Here is an 18,869-nt window from a genome sequence, read left to right as displayed (position 1 = left end):
GGGAGCGGGGCCTGCGCATATTGAAAAATCAAATGCCTCGAAACGGTTTGCATGGTGCTAAGATAGATGCCATATGGAAATAGAAAGGAAGGTGCCGCCATTGCGCGTCTCGGCTGTCCAATATCATCTTCACACCATCCGTTCGTTTGACGAGTTTGCCGCGCAAGTGACGCATTACGTCAAAACGGCGCAAGAGTTTGACGCCGAGTTCGTCTTGTTCCCAGAATTTTTCACGACCCAATTGCTTTCCATTCCACTTGATGACGGACGGCAAGCGACGATTGATGACTTGCCGAATTATACCGAAAAATACACTGAACTGTTTGTGTCGCTCGCCAAAGACACCGGCATGTATTTGATCGGCGGCACGCATGTCATCCGCCAAAACGGCAAGCTGTACAATGTCGCTCATTTATTCACGCCGGATGGGCACATCCATCAGCAGGCGAAATTGCACATCACCCCGACGGAAGTGAACGAGTGGAATATCGCTCCAGGCGACGGCGTGCATGTGTTTGAAACGGACAAAGCGACGATCGCCATTTTGACGTGCTATGACATCGAGTTTCCGGAAATCGTTCGTATGGCGCGCGCCAAAGGGGCAGATGTCATCTTCTGTCCGTCGTGCACCGATGACCGGCACGGGTTTTACCGTGTACGGTATTGCTGCCACGCGCGGGCCATCGAAAACGAAGTGTATGTCGTCACGACCGGCACGGTCGGGTCGCTTCCGACGGTCGACTTTATGCGCGCCAATTTCGGCCAAGCGGCCGTCATCACGCCAAACGACATCCCGTTCCCGCAGAGCGGCGTCCTTGCGGCGGGCGAGATCAACAGCGACATGGTCATTACCGCTGACCTTGACTTGTCGCTCCTTCGCAAAGTGCGGGAAAAAGGATCGGTCGCGACATGGCGCGACCGGCGCACTGATCTGTATCCAGACTGGAACACGATGGCGTAACAGCGGCGGCCCTTCGCCCCGCCTCCGGGCGGAGGTGCCAAGGGGGGGCTGCGGCCGGACTAAAAGGGTGCGGCGCCGCGACATGTGTTGGCATCCGAACCAAAGCAGGGTGCGGCACCCCTTTGCCTCGTCTTAAAGCTGATCATGGCGACACCGCCTCAACACTGCCATCGCCCAGCCGAAACAGCATAGCGACGCGGCGACACGGTAAGGCGGTCGGGCGAATTGCGAGGCCGCAACAACGCCTATATGATGAAGGACAAAATGCCGATCATGACAACAGGGTGTCCCCACCGAGGAACACCCTGTTCATTTCGCTTATGACAGCGACTTCTTAAACTGATCAAACTGTTCCGCCACTTTCCCTTCCGGCGCTTTTGTCAACAGGCTCACGACGACAATAGCGGCGAGGCTCGCGGCGAAGCCCGGAATCATCTCATACAACAGCCCTTTCAAATACTCCGACTGCGTCCACAAAATGACCGTTGCCGCCCCGGCGACCATGCCGGCGAGCGCCCCCCATTTCGTCATCCGCCGCCAGCATAAGCTCAACAGAATAACTGGGCCAAACGATGCGCCAAATCCAGCCCACGCATAGCCGACCAAGTTTAAAATCGTGTCGTTTTTCGTGTACGCCAGCGCCGTTGCGACAATGGCGACAAGGAGCACCGACAAACGCCCGACGAAGACAAGCTCCTTATCCGAAGCCGCGCGGCGGAACACGACTTTATACAAGTCTTCGGTCAGCGAGCTCGAGGTGACGAGCAGCTGGGATGAAATGGTGCTCATAATCGCGGCTAAAATCGCCGCCAGCAAAAACCCGGTAATAATCGGATGGAACAAAATTTGACCGAGCTGAATAAACACGGTTTCCGGGTCGTCGAGCTTCATGCCGCGCTGCGAAAAGTAAGCGATTCCAAAAAGACCCGTCAACATCGCTCCGACAACCGAGAAAATCATCCAACCCATGCCGATGCGCCGGGCGCTTTTCATTTCTTTGACCGACTTGATCGCCATAAAGCGGACGATAATGTGCGGCTGGCCAAAATAGCCGAGCCCCCAGGCGAATAACGAAATGATGCCAAGAACACTCGTTCCTTTCCATAAGTTCAACAAGTTGGGATCGATGTCGCGGATCGTCTCAATCGTATCTACTGGCCCGCCTGTATGGAACAGCGTCACCACCGGCACCAGAATCAACGCAATGAACATAATCGTCCCTTGCACAAAGTCCGTCCAGCTGACGGCCAAAAAGCCGCCAAACAGCGTGTAAGCGACGACAACGCCGCCAACGATCCACAAGCCCGTATGGTAGCTGACACCAAACGAGTTTTCAAACAACACGCCGCCCGAAACAAGACCGGACGATACATAAAACGTAAAAAAGACCATAATGACAATGCCAGACACCATGCGCAACAATTTCGTGGCATCCCCGAATCGGTTTTCTAAAAACTCTGGAATCGTAATCGAATCGTTCGCCACTTCTGTATAGACGCGCAAGCGCGGCGCAACGAACAGCCAGTTTGCATAAGCGCCAAGCGTCAAGCCGATGACGATCCAGGCGGCGCTCACTCCATCGATATACATCGCCCCCGGCAGCCCCATGAGCAACCAACCGCTCATGTCGGAAGCCCCGGCGCTAAGCGCGGTCACCGCCGGCCCGAGCGTCCGGCCGCCAAGCATATAATCGGACAAATTCGACGTCCGTTTATACGCCCAATAGCCAATCCAAAGCATGCCGACTAAATACACAATGACGGAAAATAAAACCATATGGACTCTCCTTCCTCTACTGTCTTGTCACCACTTTCATCATAACGAAATTGATAGTATTTACACAATAGTATTTATTTTTCCATACCGCTATAATAAACAAATTGACAAAACCTTTGCCAACTCTACCCTCTTTCTGGTATAATATTCTGTAAATTCAAAATCAATCGTTTATGTCTTTTTATACATAAAAAATTATTTTATAAAAATGCACACGAAATGATATTAGCCATATGCCCTTCAGTTAATGTGGCGAAAAACATTGAAAAATGCGCCTTTTCCCCATTTATACGGCAGCACCAAAATGTTCAAACAATTATTTTTATAAAACCTATTGCATAATAACAAAAATATTGATAGTATGATAATCGTTCATCGACAATGATTCCAAAGGGGGATTTTATAGGATGTTAAAAATGAAGAAAGGTTTGATCGTAGCGGTCGTTGCTGCGTTGTTTATGGCGCTCGCCGCTTGTGGCAAGTCGACAGAAACAAGCTCTCCGTCAGGCGCTGAAAAAGAAGGGAAGCAAAAAATCACCGTCGGGACGGACGCGGCGTTTGCGCCATTTGAATATATGCAAAAAGGAAAAATTGTTGGGTTTGACGCCGACCTTTTGGATGCGGTGATGAAAGAAGCCGGCTTGGATTATGAATTAAAAAACATCGGCTGGGATCCGCTGTTCGCTTCGCTGCAAAGCAAAGAAATCGACATGGGCATTTCCGGCATTACGATTACGGACGAGCGGAAACAATCTTATGATTTCTCAGCTCCGTACTTTGAAGCAACACAAGTCATCTTAGTCAAACAAGGCAGCCCGGTGAAAAACGCCCTTGACTTAAAAGGGAAAACGATCGGCGTTCAAAACGCGACAACCGGTCAAGAAGCTGCGGAGAAGCTATTTGGCAAAGGCGATCATATTAAAAAATTCGAAACGAGTGTTGTTGCCATTATGGAACTGCTAAACGGCGGTGTTGATGCTGTCATCACGGACAACGCGGTGGCAAACGAATACGTGAAAAACAATCCGGACAAAAAATTGCAAGTCATTGAAGATCCACAAAACTTCGCTTCGGAATACTACGGCATGATCTTCCCGAAAGACAGCGAATTGAAAGCCAAAGTGGACGAAGCATTGCAAAAAGTGATCGACAGCGGCAAATATGCAGAGATTTACAAAAAATGGTTTGGCAAAGAACCGAATATGGAAGGCTTAAAACAACAACAATAAGCGCACGAACATAGAAAAATGCGTAACTACTAGCAAGTTACGCATTTTTCTTAGAGAAAGGTGAGATCGATGGATTTTCGTTTTGATATTATTGTTGAATACGCCCCTTACTTTTGGCAAGGGCTGCTCGTAACGATCGGCGTATCATTAGCCGGCATCGTGTTCGGCCTCATTCTCGGCCTGTTCATCGGCCTTGGCAAAATGTCGTCCAACCCGATTATTCGTTTGCCGTTTTCGTGGTACATTAACTTTTTCCGCGGTACGCCGCTTGTCGTGCAAATTTTGCTCGTCCATTTCGGCGCCATGCCGCTCTTTTTCGCCCAGCCAAATGCCGTCGCTTCCCTGGCCGTCTCGCTGTCGCTCAACTCGGCCGCGTATGTGGCCGAGATTTTCCGCGCCGGCATCCAGTCGATCGACAAAGGGCAAATGGAAGCGGCCCGCTCGCTTGGGATGACGCATGCGCAGGCGATGCGCTACATTATTTTGCCGCAGGCGTTAAAGCGAATGATTCCGCCGTTTGCGAACGAGTTTATCGTCTTAATTAAAGATTCGTCGCTTGGGATGGTCATCGCCGCCCCGGAAATCATGTATTGGGGGAAAGCGGCCGCGGGTGAGTATTACCGCGTTTGGGAGCCGTATTTAACAGTGGCGTTCATCTATTTGCTCTTAACGCTTTCGTTAAGCAAACTGTCACACTATCTTGAAAGGAAGTATTCGACCCAATGATCGACGTACGCCAGTTGAAAAAATCGTTTGGATCGCTTGAAGTGCTGAAAGGGATCAATGTCCATATTCGCGAAGGGGAAGTGGTCGTTGTCATCGGGCCGTCCGGCTCGGGGAAATCGACGTTTTTGCGCTGCTTAAACTTGCTTGAAGATTTCGATGAAGGAGAAATTATCATTGACGGCATCAACTTAAAAGCGAAAGACACGAACTTAAACAAAGTGCGTGAAGAAGTGGGCATGGTGTTCCAGCGCTTTAACTTGTTTCCGCATATGACGGTGCTGAACAATATCATGCTGGCACCGATGAAAGTGCGCAAATGGCCGCGTGAAAAAGCGGAAGCGAAGGCGATGGAGCTGCTCGCCAAAGTCGGGCTGAAAGACAAAGCGCATGCCTACCCGGACTCCCTCTCCGGCGGACAGGCGCAACGCGTTGCCATCGCCCGGGCGCTCGCCATGGAACCAAAAATCATGCTGTTTGACGAGCCGACATCAGCGCTCGACCCGGAAATGGTCGGGGAAGTGCTCTCGGTCATGAAGCAGCTGGCCAATGAAGGGATGACGATGGTTGTCGTCACCCATGAAATGGGCTTTGCCCGCGAAGTTGGCGACCGCGTCCTGTTTATGGACGGCGGCTACATTATCGAAGAAGGCAAGCCGGGAGATTTATTCGACCGCCCGCAGCACGAGCGGACGAAAGCGTTTTTGTCAAAAGTATTTTGACACTCCACACGGCTAAAACCGTGGGATTCTTGGGTCGTTGGCGTCCTCATCCATTTCTGGTTCGGACAACGCCCAAGTTCAGGGGTGTGCCATCACCCCGTCCCATCGGGTTAAGATGTACCCCGATGGGCGACGCACCTTTGACCAATGCGCTAGGTTAGGGGGCAAGGCCCGAAATCGCTTTGGCGATGTTGATCGCGCCATTCAAGTCGGCGTGGAGGGTGTATCCGCATTTTTGACATCGGAAGCGGGTGCCGTTTCGGTTCGCTTTCTCTCGATGACCACACTTGCACGTTTGGCTCGTATAGGTCGGATTCACCCACTCCACCCGAATGCCTGCCTTTTCGGCTTTGTAGGCAATCATCGTTTGCAGTTGGTGAAAGGCCCAAGAATGAAGGCTTCGTCCTGCTTCTTTTACCGAAGCGGCTCGTTTCCGAATCCCCGTCAACTCTTCCATGCGAATCACGCCAACACCGTTGGCGAAGGCAAAATTGGCAATTTCACGACTGATTTTATGGTTCATCTCCTTCATCCAGCGGGACTCTTTGTTTCCGATTTTTCGCACTGCATGGAGTTTCTTATTTCTTTGCAATGTGCGCCGAAGGGCGGCATACCGCCGGCGAATAAAGGCGCATTGGTTCCCTTTGAAAAACAACGATTTCGTGCCTACGCTGGCAACGGCGATATAGCGAAGTCCCAAATCAACGCCCATCACCTTTGTTTCGTGTCGCGGCTCCACTTCAAAGGTGATGGCGATCGCCAAATACCATTTCTTTCTCTTTTTGTAGAGCTTGGCGGCCCCTTGTTTGGCGGTTCCATTGATAAGCCGATTCAGCCACGTTTCCTGATAGGAACGCGCGACGACCGGTACGCCAATTCGTTTCTCCAGTGTGGGGAATGAAACCGTGTAGAACTCTCCTTTCTTTTCCACCTTTACGTTTTGGTTGTTAAAGCAACACCATAATGTTCGGAACTTCTTTGTTTTCTGGTTTTTCTTTTGAGACTTCACTTCTCGAATCGTTTGATTCACGACGGCGGAAGGAAACCGCTGCAGCGAAAACTCCTTAAAAATTTTGCTCGTCGCTTGATTCAGCTCGGGATGATTCAACAGCCAATTCGCAAACGCGGTATTCACTTCTGTCATCCGTTCATACATGTCTTGTTTGACTTTCGTTGGGTTGTGCAGTTCCAGCCTGAGTGTGATCGTGGGCATGGCTTCACCCCCTTTTCTTTTGAGATTCCACATAGCGTTTTATTGTTTCACTTGATACATTCCCTGCTGTACTAACGAAGAAAGAGCGTGTCCAAAGACTAGGCAAATGAGACAAGTGTTGAAATTCTTGTCTTAATCGTCTGGAAGTCACTCCTTTCACTCTTGCCATAATATTTGATGGAGAATCAGAAGGGAGACAATTCAAGAACAAATGGCAATGATCAGGCATCACTTCCATAGCAAGGATGACCCAATCATTCTCTTGGCAAATTTCTTCTACTAACTGCTTGAATCGCTCTTCCACTCTGCCTACTAACACTTTTCTTCGATAACGCGGACAGAAAACAAAATGATAGTTAATTAAAGATACAGTTGTTTTCGTTCTTCGATATTCTTGTTCCATATTATTAATTGTATCAGTTTAATGGTTATACTGCAACATCTAAAGATAAAAATGGTTGCTCTAAGCAATCCCATTAAAGGATTACTGAGCAACGCCGTCTTTCATCCCACGATTGAAACCGCGGGCTTTCAGAAGCCTTTTTGATGGCGGAAATGCCGCTGGCCTTCAGAGACGGAAAAAAGCCGGCCGAATCCCCGGCCAGCCCGCTTTACAACACAAACTGCATCACCCAAATCGAACCGGCGACAACGACAATGGCGATAAAGAAGCTGTACGCCATGTTGAATGTTTGAATGCGGCCGCTGTCGCTTTCGTTGACATGCATGAACATAAACAGCTGCAAACTTGCTTGAATCACCGCAAACACAACAATGATGACAATGACCGCTTTGAGCGGCAGTCCGGATGAGAGCGCCACCCAAAGGGCGGCAAACGTCAAGACGAGCGACAACAAAAACCCAATGATATGTTTCCACGGAAATGATTCGTGATGGCCGTTCGTGCCCATGGTTAGATCACCATCCCTAACAAATAGACGAGCGTGAAGATGAAAATCCAAACGACGTCCAAAAAGTGCCAGTACAAGCTGACAATAAACACTTTCCGCGCTGTTTTCGGCGTAAAGCCGCGCTGGAGGAGCTGGATGATGATCAAAATCATCCAGCCAATTCCTAAACTGACGTGGGCGCCGTGCGTGCCGACGAGCACGAAAAAGCTTGATAAAAATGCGCTCGTCTGCATCGTCGCTCCTTCATGGACATAATGAATGAACTCGCGAATTTCAAATGTGATGAACCCTACACCAAGCAGCAACGTGACTAGCAGCCAAGCGATGAGCCCGCTTATGCGGCCGCGGCGCATTTCAAAAATGGCCAACCCGCACGTAAAGCTGCTCGTTAAAAGCAACAGCGTTTCAATCAGAACGTCTTTTACCTCAAACAGCTCCCCTGCCGTCGGCCCCGAGCCGGTCCGTTGGAACAAGACGAGATACGTCGCAAACAGCGTCGCAAACAACGCGACTTCCGCCCCGAGGAAAATCCAAAAGCCCAATATGTTCAACCGACTCTCTTGTGTCCGATACTCCAACGGCAGCGTTTCATCATAGCGATGTGCAGCTTCTCCCATTCGTTACGCCCCCTTTCGCGCCGCCTGCTCCATTCGTTTAATCTCATCAACCGGAATATAGTAGCCATCATCGTCTTCAAATGAGCGGAGAATCAATCCAAGCACAATGAACAACGCGCCAACAATGGCCAACGCAAACCATTTGAACACGAGGCCGAACCCGGCGACGAAAAACGCTACCGACATCCAAAACGGGCGTCCTGAGTTGCTTGGCATATGGATCGGCTTCAAGTCTTCTTCTTTCACTTGGAAGCCGCCATATTTTTTCTTCATCACCCAATATGCATCCACATCTTCGACAACCGGCGTCACCGGGAAGTTGTAATGCACCGGCGGCGACGCGGTCGCCCACTCGAGCGTCCGCCCGTTCCACGGGTCGCCGGTCATGTCGCGCTCGCCGTAGCGCGCGCTGTAATAAATGTTATAGCAAAGCACAATGAACCCGATGCCCATCAAAGCCGCCCCTACCGTCGCGACGACGTTGAGCGGCGTCCAGCCGAGACCAGCCGAGTACGTGTACATGCGGCGCGTCATCCCCATCAACCCGAGGAAATACATCGGGAAGAAGCAGACGTTAAACCCGATCATAAACAGCCAAAACGTCCATTTGCCGAGCCGCTCGTTTAAAATATGGCCAAACATTTTCGGATACCAGTAATGCAAGCCGGCAAAGCAGGCGAACACCGTACCCGCGATCAACACGTAATGGAAGTGGGCGATGAGAAAATAGCTGTTATGGTATTGATAATCGGCCGCGGCCATTGCCAGCATCACGCCTGTCACGCCACCGATGACAAAGTTCGGAATAAACGCCAGCGACCAAAGCATCGCGGTTGTAAAACGAATTTTCCCTTTTCGGATCGTAAACAGCCAGTTGAAAATTTTCACCCCGGTCGGGATCGCGATCGCCATCGTCGTGATCGAGAAGGCAGAGTTCACTGCCGGCCCTGCGCCCATCGTAAAGAAGTGGTGCACCCAAACGATAAAGCTCAGGAACGCAATGCCGACGATCGAACCGACCATGGCCTTATAACCGAACAAACGTTTTTGGGCAAACGTGCTAACGACCTCCGAGAAAATGCCGAACGAAGGCAAAATGACGATATACACTTCCGGGTGACCCCAAATCCAGAACAAGTTCGCCCACAACATTGACATGCCGCCATTGGCCATCGTGAAAAATTGCGTGCCAAATACGCGGTCGAACGTCATTAATGCCAAGGCGACGGTCAATACCGGGAAGGCGAAAATAATGAGCACGCACGTAATGAGAATCGTCCACGTAAACATCGGCATGCGCATCAATGTCATGCCCGGCGCGCGCATTTTTAAAATCGTGACAAGGAAGTTGATCCCGGTCATCAATGTTCCGATCCCGGAAATTTGTAAAGCGACAGCGTAATAGTTGTTGCCGACGCCATGGCTGAATTCGTTGCCGGCAAGCGGGAAGTACGCCGTCCAACCGGCATCCGGCGATCCGCCGATGACGAACGAAATGTTAAACAGCAACGCACCGAAGAAAAAGAGCCAAAAGCTTAACGCATTCAAATATGGAAACGCGACGTCGCGCGCCCCGATTTGCAGCGGAACGACAATGTTCATCAAACCGATGATGAACGGCATCGCCATAAACAAGATCATAATCGTCCCGTGCGTCGTAAATATTTCATTGTAATGTTGCGCGTCAAGAAACTTCATGTTCGGCGCGGTCAGCTGCGCCCTCATCAAAAGCGCATCGACGCCGCCGCGGAAGAGCATCAAAACTGCGCAAATAATGTACATGACGCCAATCTTTTTATGATCCACCGTCGTGAGCCATTCGTTCCACAGCCATTTCCATTTTTTAAAATATGTCAACACAAACACAATGCCGACCATCGTCAAGACGATGGCGACATCGGCGGCATAAATGAGCGGCTCACCCGTGACAAAAAACTCGCTCCATTTCATCTTTCGCTCCTCCTTTCCTACTCCCCATGATGGTGACTGTTTGTCATCGCTTCATCGCTTTGATCGTCGTTTTTCATTGGCTTTCCATCTGCATGATGGCTGTTTTGTTTCGCATGGTCAATCCATTGTAAGTGGGTGTTCGAAAACGTCATTCGCCCAACAAGCCCCGGTTTTAAAATTTGTGTATATTTTTTCTCATCGAGCTTCGGGGCGGTTTGTTTCACTTCATTTACCCATTTGCGGAAGTCCGTTCCCGTTTGTGCGACGACCTCAAACTCCATATGGGCGAACTTTTCCCCGGAAAAGTTGGCGCTCCGCCCCATGTAGGAACCGGGCTTATCGGCTTGCAAAATCAGCTCTGTCTCCATGCCGTCCATCGCATATTTTTGCCCACCTAATTCCGGCACCCAAAACGAGTTCATCGGCCCGACCGAAGTCAGCTTAAACTTGACCGGCACACCGGCTGGAATATGGACGTAGTTGACCGTTTCAATGTTTTCTTCCGGATAGCTGAAAATCCATTTCCAGTTCGCCGCCGTCACATGGATCGTGATCGGTTTCACTTTCTCGGTCGGCGGCTTTTCCAACGCAAACGTCGCCTTCACTGTTGGAACAGCGAGCGCAGCGACAATCAAAATTGGAATGGCCGTCCAGACGACTTCAAGCAACGTGTTCCCTTCCTCATCCGGCGGCTCATAGCCGGCATTTTCCGGCTTCTCGCGATAACGAATGAGAAAAACGGCAAATAACGTAAATACAACAACAATAATGAACAACATAAAGCCGACAGACCACATGATCAAATCATACTGCATGCGCGCCACCGGCCCTTGCGGATTGAGCACGGCCGTGCGCTCCACGCAGCCCCCAAGCAAAAACAAAAACGGCAAAACCAGCACCGCGCGCCATCTCGCCCGTTTCATCGCTATCGGTCCTCCCTCTTCTGCCCCAACCATTTCGGGGCCTTCCATGCATTTTCTTTTGTCTCTACCATATCAAAATTGAAAATGTTTGAAACGAATGAGCGAAAAAGTTCATAAATCAGCAAAACATTTGTCACAAACTGTTCAATCATTGTTCAACAAATCGCCACTTGTTTTCCTCGTTTAGGGAAATATTGATGAGAAAGGAGAGTTGCGGAAAAGCCCGCCATAAAACAAGACAGCTGAATTCTTTATGAAAAAGAACCCAGCTGTCCTTCGTTCGTTTGAATGGCATATCCTTGTTGCTGCAACTGTTTGCGAATGCGTGGGTTTAACGTTTGCCACATCCATTGTTCATACAACGCCTTTTTCTCTTCAGGCAATAAATAGTAGTGTCGGCCGGCCTGGCGGCGCGCCCGCTCGGTGACATCATAGAGCGCTAACGCAGCGGCGACGGAAATGTTAAAGCTTTGCACAAAGCCGTACATCGGAATGACAAACGTTCCGTCCGCCAAGCGGAGCGCCTCTTCCGACACGCCGCTATGCTCGTTGCCAAACAACAGCGCTGTCGGTTGGGACAGATCGATGTCGGAAACCGGAATCGTCTCCTCACCAAGATAGCTTGCATACACTTGATACCCTTGACTTTTCAAATCGGCAATGGCCGTTTTGATATCTGGCTTATGGTGGAGCGTCAGCCACTGATCGGCATAGCGCGTCACAAGCCGGTTCGGCGAAAACGGCGCCTTTCCCGTCACGATATGAACGTCTTGAACGCCAAACGCTTCAGCCGTCCGCAGCACCGCCGCTTGGTTATGCGGGTCATCGACCGCTTCGATCAAGACAGTAATATAGCGGGTGCGCTCATTCAAAACCTCATACATCCGCCGAAGCCGCCTTGGCAAAATCATTTCCCAAACCGGACGCGTCGATTCGGTGATCAGCCCTTCTTGCCGCAGCTGTTCCAAAAATGATGTCGCTTCCCGTTCTTCCACAACGCATCCCCCTTTCCAAGCCTAGCGTATTCTGTGTTTCCCATTGTACAAAATGACAGGATGCCAAGGCAATTCATGTATTTTTAAATACTATTCAGATTATTAAATATATAATAACTTGAAAACATTGCTCATTTACAACCTCTTTATCTATCGGTTAGTATTATAATGTAAGCGCTTCAAAAATACTTTTTCAAAAAATATTATTTATTATCAAGCTGTTTAACCTTGCTGAACAGCAAGAAGCGCCGAGCGCATTCGGCCGGCTGACAAAGCGCGGCATTCCGGGCGCGGCCTTGATCGCCACTGCGCTTGTCATGCTTGTCGGCGTATATTTGAACTACGTATCGGAAAAAGTGTTCCAATGGGTGACAAGCATCGCCACATTCGGCGCCATTTGGACGTGGGCGGTAATTTTGCTGTCCCAGCTGAAATTCCGCAAACAGTTGAGCGCGGAACAAGCACAACGTCTCACGTTCAAACTTCCGCTTTATCCGTACAGCTCATACGTGTCGCTTGCCTTTTTGATCGGCGTTGCCGCCCTAATGGCGTATTTCCCGGATACGCGCATCGCTTTGATCATCGGCCCAGCCTGGCTGCTGCTTTTGACGGCAGTATACTTCGCCAAAGGAATGCATCGTCGCCAGCATGGCCAAGCCGAAGAAAAGCAAGCTGGATGACAAGTCCGATCAAAAGAGAGGGTGTCCCCATCCTTGCGGGACACCCTCTTTCTAAAACAAAAAGCAGGAAATGTGCAATCGCAGACCCCATCCTTCCGATCGGTCTATTTCCGTTTGGATCATGACTCGCTTTCACCCTCCAATCCTTTCATTCATCAACCGCTATGTAGGCTTGGCGCGGATGATTCGGCTGATCCGGGTATTTTAAGCGGATTTTCCCTTCCTCCAACAGCTTTCCTAAATAATTGTTGCGCAATCCATCCGGCGTCCGTTCGAGCAGCTCTGCCAGCTCTTTCAGACGCAGCGGCCGCTCGCGGCATAACCGAACGATCAATTGTTCCATGACCGCTGGAGCCAACCGTTTTTTTCGCCGTGCCAATTCTGCCATCTTCCATAGCCGTTCGTCGATCGTTTCCCCTTTTTCGTTGCTGTCATGCATACTGATGTCGTTGTTTACGGAGCTAAGCAAGCTATTTACGAACTCCAGTCCATTATTTATAGAGTTCAACGTTATATTTACGGAGTCAGACTCGTTTTTTATGGAGTTCGACCCGCTGTTTACGGAGTTTTTGGTTATATTTACGGAGTTTTCTTCATTGTTAACGGAGTTTGTGTCTATACTTACGAAGTTTAGTTCGTTAGTTATAAAGCTCTCGGTTTCCTGTCCGCTGCCCGCATCCAGCCATTCGGGTTCCGGCTGTTCCAGCTGTCCAGCCGGTTCTGTTTCCATTGTTGCGCTAATTTCAGCTGGAAATTGCAGCGGACACAACACAACGATTGTACGGTCTGGATTCGTTTGCTGCGAGATATCGATCGGGCAAGCAAGCGCCTGTTCCTGCATATCGCACATTCGCTTGAGGCCCGATCCCGCGCGTTTGCATACGTCGATCAGCAAAAACATTTTAAAAATATTCGGGTTGCGCAAATTGCTCGTATGCCCCGCCATTGCCGCTTCAATCGGGATGCGAAACCGTCCCGGGTTGGCAAAGCGAAATGAACGATCCTCTTTTTCGACGGTGATGCCGCCTTCCTCCCCATAATCGGCATGAACGAGCGCATTGACGAGCGCCTCGCCAAGCAGAGCGCGCCCTTCATCCGACCAAACGTGACGCTCCAGCTCAGCCAACACGCGAAAATAAAAATCGTAAATGTTGCCCGACCATGTGCCGTCTTGTGATGTGAACCGCTTCGTCCATCCTGCCGCTTCACCGTCAGTGTGCTCTCGATATTCCAAAAAGTATTGCGGCAGCACCTCGGTGATGATCCGCTCCTCACTGAACATCAACAATCCCGCGAGCGTCAGCCCTTCTTTGCTGCTGTCGCGCAGCTTGCCCCACGCGCCGATTTTGTATAAAAATTCTTTTGTCTCGAGCCCGTTCCACGGATGGCCCGGTTTCACCCGAGCAAACCGCTCGCGGTAATGGCTGACGGTCTCGAAATTGAGCTCACTTAAGCTGTAATGCTCTAAAATCAGGCTGTCTGCCAGCGCATGGGGGCGTTCATGAAACGAATTTGTATATTTATTCACTCCCGATCTTCCTTTGACGTTATTTTTGCAAAACAGTTTGATTCTCTTTTTCTATTGTACCATCTTTCCTTCTCCTTGCGGATAGTTGCCAAAAAAAGAAAACGGTTGTGGATATGTGGAATAGTTCGCCCGATAAAAGGAAAACTACAGAAGACAACATTGACATGCAAGGAGGAGGTAATCATGTCGTCCCTTCCTTCCACCGTAGAGCCTTACTGGCGCGACTCCGTTTCGCTTCCGTCGTTTCCGAAGCTCGATGCGGACATTTCCGCCGACGTCGCAGTCATCGGCGGCGGCATTTCCGGGATTACAACAGCGTATTTGTTGTCGGCGCAAGGGGCGCGCGTCGCCCTTCTGGAAGCCGACCGGCTCCTGAACGGCACGACCGGCCATACGACAGCGAAAATCACCGCCCAGCACGATCTCGTCTATGATGAATTTCTCAACCATTTCGGTGCAGAAAAGGCGCGACTCTATTATGACGCCTGCATGGACGCACTCCAGTTTATCCGCCGCACGATCGAAGAACAACAAATAGACTGCGACTTTTGCGAGCAAGATGCCTATATTTATACGATGTCTTCCTCTTCTTTCCAAAAACTAGTGAAAGAATGGGAAGCGTACGAACGGCTCGGCATTGACGGCGCCTTCGTTGAGTCGATCCCGCTCCCGCTGCCGGTGGCGGCAGCGGTCGTGATGAAGAGGCAGGCGCAATTTCATCCGCTCAAATATTTGGCCAAACTCGTCGATTCGATCACACAGGCTGGCAGCGCCATTTACGAACACACACCAGCGGCGGATATTGAACAAGGAAAAAGGATGACAGTCATTACGCGAGACAAAAAACGGGTTGAGTGCGACCATGTCGCCGTCTGTTCTCACTTTCCGTTTTACGACGGCGGGTTTTACTTTTCGCGCATGTACGCTGAACGGTCGTACGTATTGGGAGTGACGATCACTGAACCGTACCCGGGCGGCATGTATTTAAGCGCCGATGAACCGAAACGCTCGATCCGCTCCGCAGCGGCAGGCAGCGAGACGCTTATCCTAATTGGCGGCGAAAACCATAAAACCGGCCAAGGCGTGCCGACGATGCGTCATTACGAGGCGCTGTCCTCGTTCGCTTCGCAGCTGTTTACGGTGAACGACATCCGTTACCGTTGGTCCGCCCAAGACTTGACGACGCTTGATAAATTGCCATATATCGGCCCGATGACGGCAGGGACGCCAAACATTTATGTCGCGACAGGGTACCGGAAGTGGGGGATGACGAACGGGACGGTCGCCGGGATGCTTTTGTCTGACCTCATCCTCGACCGCGACAACCGATACCGCGACTTGTACTCCCCGTCGCGCTTTTACGCTGATCCAAGCATGAAGCAGTTTTTCACGACAAACCTTGACGTCGCCAAACATTTGCTGGAGGGAAAGATCGAACCGGTTGTCCGCCGGCCGCAAGATTTGGCGCGCGGAGAAGGGGCGGTTGTCTCGGTCAACGGAAAGCGGGCTGGCGCCTATAAGGACGAAGCCGGGGTGCTCCATGTCGTCGACACGACGTGCACCCATATGGGTTGCGAGCTGGAGTGGAACAGCGGCGACCGGACATGGGACTGCCCATGTCATGGCTCGCGCTTCTCGATCGATGGCGATGTGATCGAAGGACCGGCGAAACAGCCGCTCGCGCGCATTGAACTTGATGACGCGAAGTGACGCGCTGACGCAGGACGGCGGCGCGTGCAGAACATCGTCGCAATCGGCATGTCGACCTTGAGTTCCAATGGGGGTTGGGAGCGTATGTTCCTAACCCCCTTATCGTTTTCATTTGCCGATAGCGCATTTCATGATAAGATGAAAATTAGAGTGGACTGCATGTTGTATGATGTTTTCGGGAGGGATGACGCATGGACCTTGAACCGATTTTTCTCACCCCTGTCTTCCAAGAACGGATTTGGGGCGGCACGAAGCTCGCCGAACGATTCGGCTACGACATTCCGTCTTCGCAAACAGGGGAATGCTGGGCGGTGTCCGCCCATCCGCACGGGCAGACGGTCGTCGCCCGCGGACCGTTTGCCGGGATGACGCTCGGACAATTATGGGAGGAACGCCGCGATTTGTTCGGCCACTTCCCGTCTGACCGCTTCCCGCTGTTGACGAAAATTTTGGACGCCAACGCCGACTTGTCAGTCCAAGTCCACCCGGACGATGAATACGCCAAAACGCATGAAGGCGGAGAACTCGGCAAAACGGAGTGTTGGTACATCATCGACTGCAAGCCGGGCGCTGAGCTCATTTACGGCCATTACGCCGAGACGAAGGAGCAGCTGCGCGCGATGATGGAAGCGGGGGAATGGGATCGTTTACTTCGGAAAGTGCCGATCCGCCCCGGCGACTTCTTCTATGTCCCAAGCGGCACGATCCACGCCCTTTGCGAAGGGACGCTCGTCCTTGAGACGCAGCAAAGCTCAGATACAACCTACCGCGTCTACGACTACGACCGTGTCGACAGCCAAGGGCGCAGGCGGGAGCTTCATCTTGACAAAGCAATAGATGTCACGACTGTCCCGCACCGCGACATCGACATCCGCCCCCATGTCGCCGAATTTCCCGGCGCGACGGTGACGACCTTCGTGGAAGGAGACTACTTCGGCGTCCAAAAATGGGACGTCCATGACGCGTTCGCGTCAGAACAGACGAAACCGTTTCTCATCGTCAGCATCCTAAAAGGTGAAGGTGAGCTCGTTCATAATGAGCGGATATACGCGATCCGCCAAGGCGGCCACTTTATTTTGCCGCACCAATTTGGCCGGTTCACGATCCGTGGGATGCTTGAGGCGATCGCCTCATGGCCGCGGGCAGGCAAATAAACGACTGACTTCCTCAACCAATGGGTTGCAACATACAAAAAAGGTGTCCTCTTGCCTTTGGGACACCTTTTTCTATTGTCCACCCGAGAAGGGGACGGCTGAACAGAACATGCCGTTCAACAATAGGATTTCACCCATGAAGAAATCCCATCATCTTCCCCGCTTAGGAGAAAGATGTCCCTTTCATTTGACCGAGACGATACACAGAGGCAATATGCCGCGCCGTTTGTGTCACATAATGTTCTGCCTGCTCCAACGCTTTTTCAAGCGGCACGACGCCGGGCACGATCGTAAACAGCGCGTCGATGCCATGATCCAACACGACGGCGCTGTCGTCGCCCAACGACCCGGCGATGCCGATGACGGGGACGCCGAACTGTTTCGCTGTCTTGGCGACGCCGATCGGCGTTTTGCCGAACACCGTCTGTCCGTCAATCCGCCCTTCGCCGGTGATGACCAAGTCAGCGTCTTTGACGCGCTCCGCGAGCTGAACCGTCTCGATCACAATCTCTACGCCGCGCTTTAGCTCGGCCGGGAGAAACGCGAGCAGTCCCGCCCCCAACCCGCCGGCCGCACCCGCTCCCGGGATGTCGCCGACTTGTTTGCCGAGATCGCGTCGGATGACATCTGCGTAATGCGCCAAATTCCGGTCGAGAACGGCGACCATGTCCGGTGTCGCCCCCTTTTGCGGACCGAAAATGGCCGACGCTCCGTTCGGACCGGTAAGCGGGTTGTCGACGTCGCACGCCACGTCAATGCGGACTCCCCCAAGACGCGGGTCGAGACCGGAAAGGTCAATCGCATGCAAATCGGCCAGCGCGCCGCCGCCCGGACCGATGTCGCAGCCGTCTTCGTCCAAAAGCCTTCCCCCGAGCGCCTGCACCATGCCGGCCCCACCGTCGTTCGTCGCGCTGCCGCCAATGCCGATGATGAGGTGGGTGGCGCCGGCATCCAGCGCTGCAAGGATCAACTCCCCTGTCCCTCGCGTCGTCGTCACCAATGGGTTGCGCCGGTCGCGCGGGACAAGGTGCAGCCCTGAGGCGGCGGCCATCTCAATCACCGCCGTCTTCCCATCGCCAAGCAAACCAAAAAACGCCCGCACCGGCTCGCCGAGCGGCCCGGTCACTTCCGTTTCGACGATGCGGCCGCCGGTCGCATCAACGAGCGACTGCACCGTCCCTTCCCCGCCGTCGGCCATCGGCACCTTAACGTATTCCGCCTCCGGAAACACCGTGCGAAACCCACGCTCGACCGCCTCGGCGACTTTGAGCGCAGAAAGACTTTCTTTAAATGAATCAGGGGCAATAACGATTTTCATTCTTTTTCCCTCCTCTTTTGTCTCCATCCAAACCTTGGAAACGAAAAGTCATCGGAAACGGCTGTCTTGGCACAAACGATGACAATAGCCTCCACTATAAGTTGTTCGCCAACCGAAGCGCTGCTTCCTTTGAGCGCAAACAAATCGCCAACATACTTACGCCACGAACAAGTCATGGCTGCTCGTAGCCGCCATAAGCGGGAAAAGAGAAGCGCCAAACACCTCGGCCGCCGCAATCGTATTCGGATTCGGCGATATGATATTTCCGTCCTTTCCGTCGCCGACAACGCCGCAATCGCGCTAGCTGTACTGGAAGAACCACCTATGCTTTATCTGCTTCCCTTTTCATTCAGCGAAACAAGCACGATCCAGCTGTATGGTTCACGAAAGAATCGGCATCGATTGGAACCAACTTTCACTCAATATGTGTCAAATTTTGTGGAAAAAAGGCGAAAAACA

At 51.7% G+C, this 18,869-nt stretch carries 16 protein-coding genes and 1 pseudogene; 7 read left to right on the top strand and 10 right to left on the bottom strand.

Annotation, left to right across the window (positions count from 1 at the left end):
* Positions 1 to 73: 73 nt before the first annotated feature.
* On the top strand, positions 74 to 961 hold the full coding sequence (locus ACVX3G_RS03020) for a carbon-nitrogen hydrolase family protein (protein ID WP_031205544.1): 888 nt from the start codon (positions 74 to 76) through the stop codon (positions 959 to 961).
* Between the two features lie 318 nt (positions 962 to 1,279).
* Here ACVX3G_RS03020 and putP read toward each other — a convergent pair whose 3' ends face one another.
* On the bottom strand, positions 1,280 to 2,737 hold the full coding sequence (putP, locus tag ACVX3G_RS03015) for a sodium/proline symporter PutP (RefSeq protein ID WP_020278680.1): 1,458 nt from the start codon (positions 2,735 to 2,737) through the stop codon (positions 1,280 to 1,282).
* 407 nt (positions 2,738 to 3,144) lie between these two features.
* Here putP and ACVX3G_RS03010 point away from each other — a divergent pair, with 407 nt between their 5' ends.
* The 3 genes from ACVX3G_RS03010 (at position 3,145) to ACVX3G_RS03000 (ending at position 5,411) form a co-directional block, all read left to right on the top strand.
* On the top strand, positions 3,145 to 3,966 hold the full coding sequence (locus ACVX3G_RS03010; protein WP_011232917.1) for a basic amino acid ABC transporter substrate-binding protein: 822 nt from the start codon (positions 3,145 to 3,147) through the stop codon (positions 3,964 to 3,966).
* Positions 3,967 to 4,035: 69 nt separating this feature from the next.
* Positions 4,036 to 4,692 (top strand): amino acid ABC transporter permease, encoded by a 657-nt coding sequence (locus tag ACVX3G_RS03005; RefSeq protein ID WP_011232918.1) that lies wholly within the window; start codon positions 4,036 to 4,038, stop codon positions 4,690 to 4,692.
* Positions 4,689 to 5,411 carry an amino acid ABC transporter ATP-binding protein gene (locus tag ACVX3G_RS03000; RefSeq protein ID WP_014197013.1) on the top strand — a complete coding sequence of 241 codons (723 nt, stop codon included), beginning with the start codon at positions 4,689 to 4,691 and terminating at the stop codon, positions 5,409 to 5,411. Before ACVX3G_RS03005 ends, ACVX3G_RS03000 begins: the two co-directional genes overlap by 4 nt.
* Positions 5,412 to 5,568: 157 nt before the next feature.
* Here the strand turns inward: ACVX3G_RS03000 and ACVX3G_RS02995 are convergent, their stop codons facing one another.
* The 7 genes from ACVX3G_RS02995 to ACVX3G_RS02965 form a co-directional block, all read right to left on the bottom strand.
* Positions 5,569 to 6,624 carry an RNA-guided endonuclease TnpB family protein gene (locus ACVX3G_RS02995; RefSeq protein ID WP_025038937.1) on the bottom strand — a complete coding sequence of 352 codons (1,056 nt, stop codon included), beginning with the start codon at positions 6,622 to 6,624 and terminating at the stop codon, positions 5,569 to 5,571.
* Between the two features lie 4 nt (positions 6,625 to 6,628).
* Positions 6,629 to 7,027, bottom strand: a complete 399-nt coding sequence (gene tnpA, locus ACVX3G_RS02990; protein WP_013146681.1) for an IS200/IS605 family transposase — start codon at positions 7,025 to 7,027, stop codon at positions 6,629 to 6,631.
* A 208-nt stretch (positions 7,028 to 7,235) separates the two neighbouring features.
* On the bottom strand, positions 7,236 to 7,535 hold the full coding sequence (gene qoxD, locus ACVX3G_RS02985; RefSeq protein ID WP_013146682.1) for a cytochrome aa3 quinol oxidase subunit IV: 300 nt from the start codon (positions 7,533 to 7,535) through the stop codon (positions 7,236 to 7,238).
* Between the two features lie 2 nt (positions 7,536 to 7,537).
* A complete protein-coding gene (gene qoxC, locus ACVX3G_RS02980) occupies positions 7,538 to 8,152 on the bottom strand; it encodes a cytochrome aa3 quinol oxidase subunit III (protein ID WP_014197015.1) in 615 nt (204 codons plus the stop codon).
* Between the two features lie 3 nt (positions 8,153 to 8,155).
* A complete protein-coding gene (gene qoxB, locus ACVX3G_RS02975; protein ID WP_014197016.1) occupies positions 8,156 to 10,102 on the bottom strand; it encodes a cytochrome aa3 quinol oxidase subunit I in 1,947 nt (648 codons plus the stop codon).
* A gap of 17 nt (positions 10,103 to 10,119) precedes the next feature.
* Positions 10,120 to 11,025, bottom strand: a complete 906-nt coding sequence (qoxA, locus tag ACVX3G_RS02970) for a cytochrome aa3 quinol oxidase subunit II (RefSeq protein ID WP_013146685.1) — start codon at positions 11,023 to 11,025, stop codon at positions 10,120 to 10,122.
* A gap of 251 nt (positions 11,026 to 11,276) precedes the next feature.
* Positions 11,277 to 12,020 carry a TrmH family RNA methyltransferase gene (locus ACVX3G_RS02965; RefSeq protein WP_011232924.1) on the bottom strand — a complete coding sequence of 248 codons (744 nt, stop codon included), beginning with the start codon at positions 12,018 to 12,020 and terminating at the stop codon, positions 11,277 to 11,279.
* Positions 12,021 to 12,238: 218 nt separating this feature from the next.
* Here ACVX3G_RS02965 and ACVX3G_RS02960 point away from each other — a divergent pair.
* Positions 12,239 to 12,700, top strand: a pseudogene (locus ACVX3G_RS02960) (amino acid permease); the annotation flags it as partial.
* Positions 12,701 to 12,848: 148 nt separating this feature from the next.
* Here the strand turns inward: ACVX3G_RS02960 and ACVX3G_RS02955 are convergent.
* Positions 12,849 to 14,228: an ATP-binding protein gene (locus tag ACVX3G_RS02955; protein ID WP_014197019.1), complete on the bottom strand. Its 1,380-nt coding sequence runs from the start codon at positions 14,226 to 14,228 to the stop codon at positions 12,849 to 12,851.
* A gap of 183 nt (positions 14,229 to 14,411) precedes the next feature.
* Here ACVX3G_RS02955 and ACVX3G_RS02950 point away from each other — a divergent pair, with 183 nt between their 5' ends.
* Both ACVX3G_RS02950 and manA read left to right on the top strand, forming a co-directional pair.
* Positions 14,412 to 15,938 carry an FAD-dependent oxidoreductase gene (locus ACVX3G_RS02950; protein ID WP_014197020.1) on the top strand — a complete coding sequence of 509 codons (1,527 nt, stop codon included), beginning with the start codon at positions 14,412 to 14,414 and terminating at the stop codon, positions 15,936 to 15,938.
* 191 nt (positions 15,939 to 16,129) lie between these two features.
* Positions 16,130 to 17,092 (top strand): mannose-6-phosphate isomerase, class I, encoded by a 963-nt coding sequence (gene manA, locus ACVX3G_RS02945; RefSeq protein WP_014197021.1) that lies wholly within the window; start codon positions 16,130 to 16,132, stop codon positions 17,090 to 17,092.
* 163 nt (positions 17,093 to 17,255) lie between these two features.
* Here manA and ACVX3G_RS02940 read toward each other — a convergent pair whose 3' ends face one another.
* Entirely contained in the window at positions 17,256 to 18,410 is a 1,155-nt protein-coding gene (locus ACVX3G_RS02940) for a glycerate kinase (RefSeq protein WP_014197022.1), read from the bottom strand.
* Positions 18,411 to 18,869: the final 459 nt, after the last annotated feature.

The sequence above is a fragment of the Geobacillus sp. PLS 41 genome (assembly GCF_056494105.1).
This window is presented reverse-complemented; position numbering and strand designations above follow the sequence as displayed.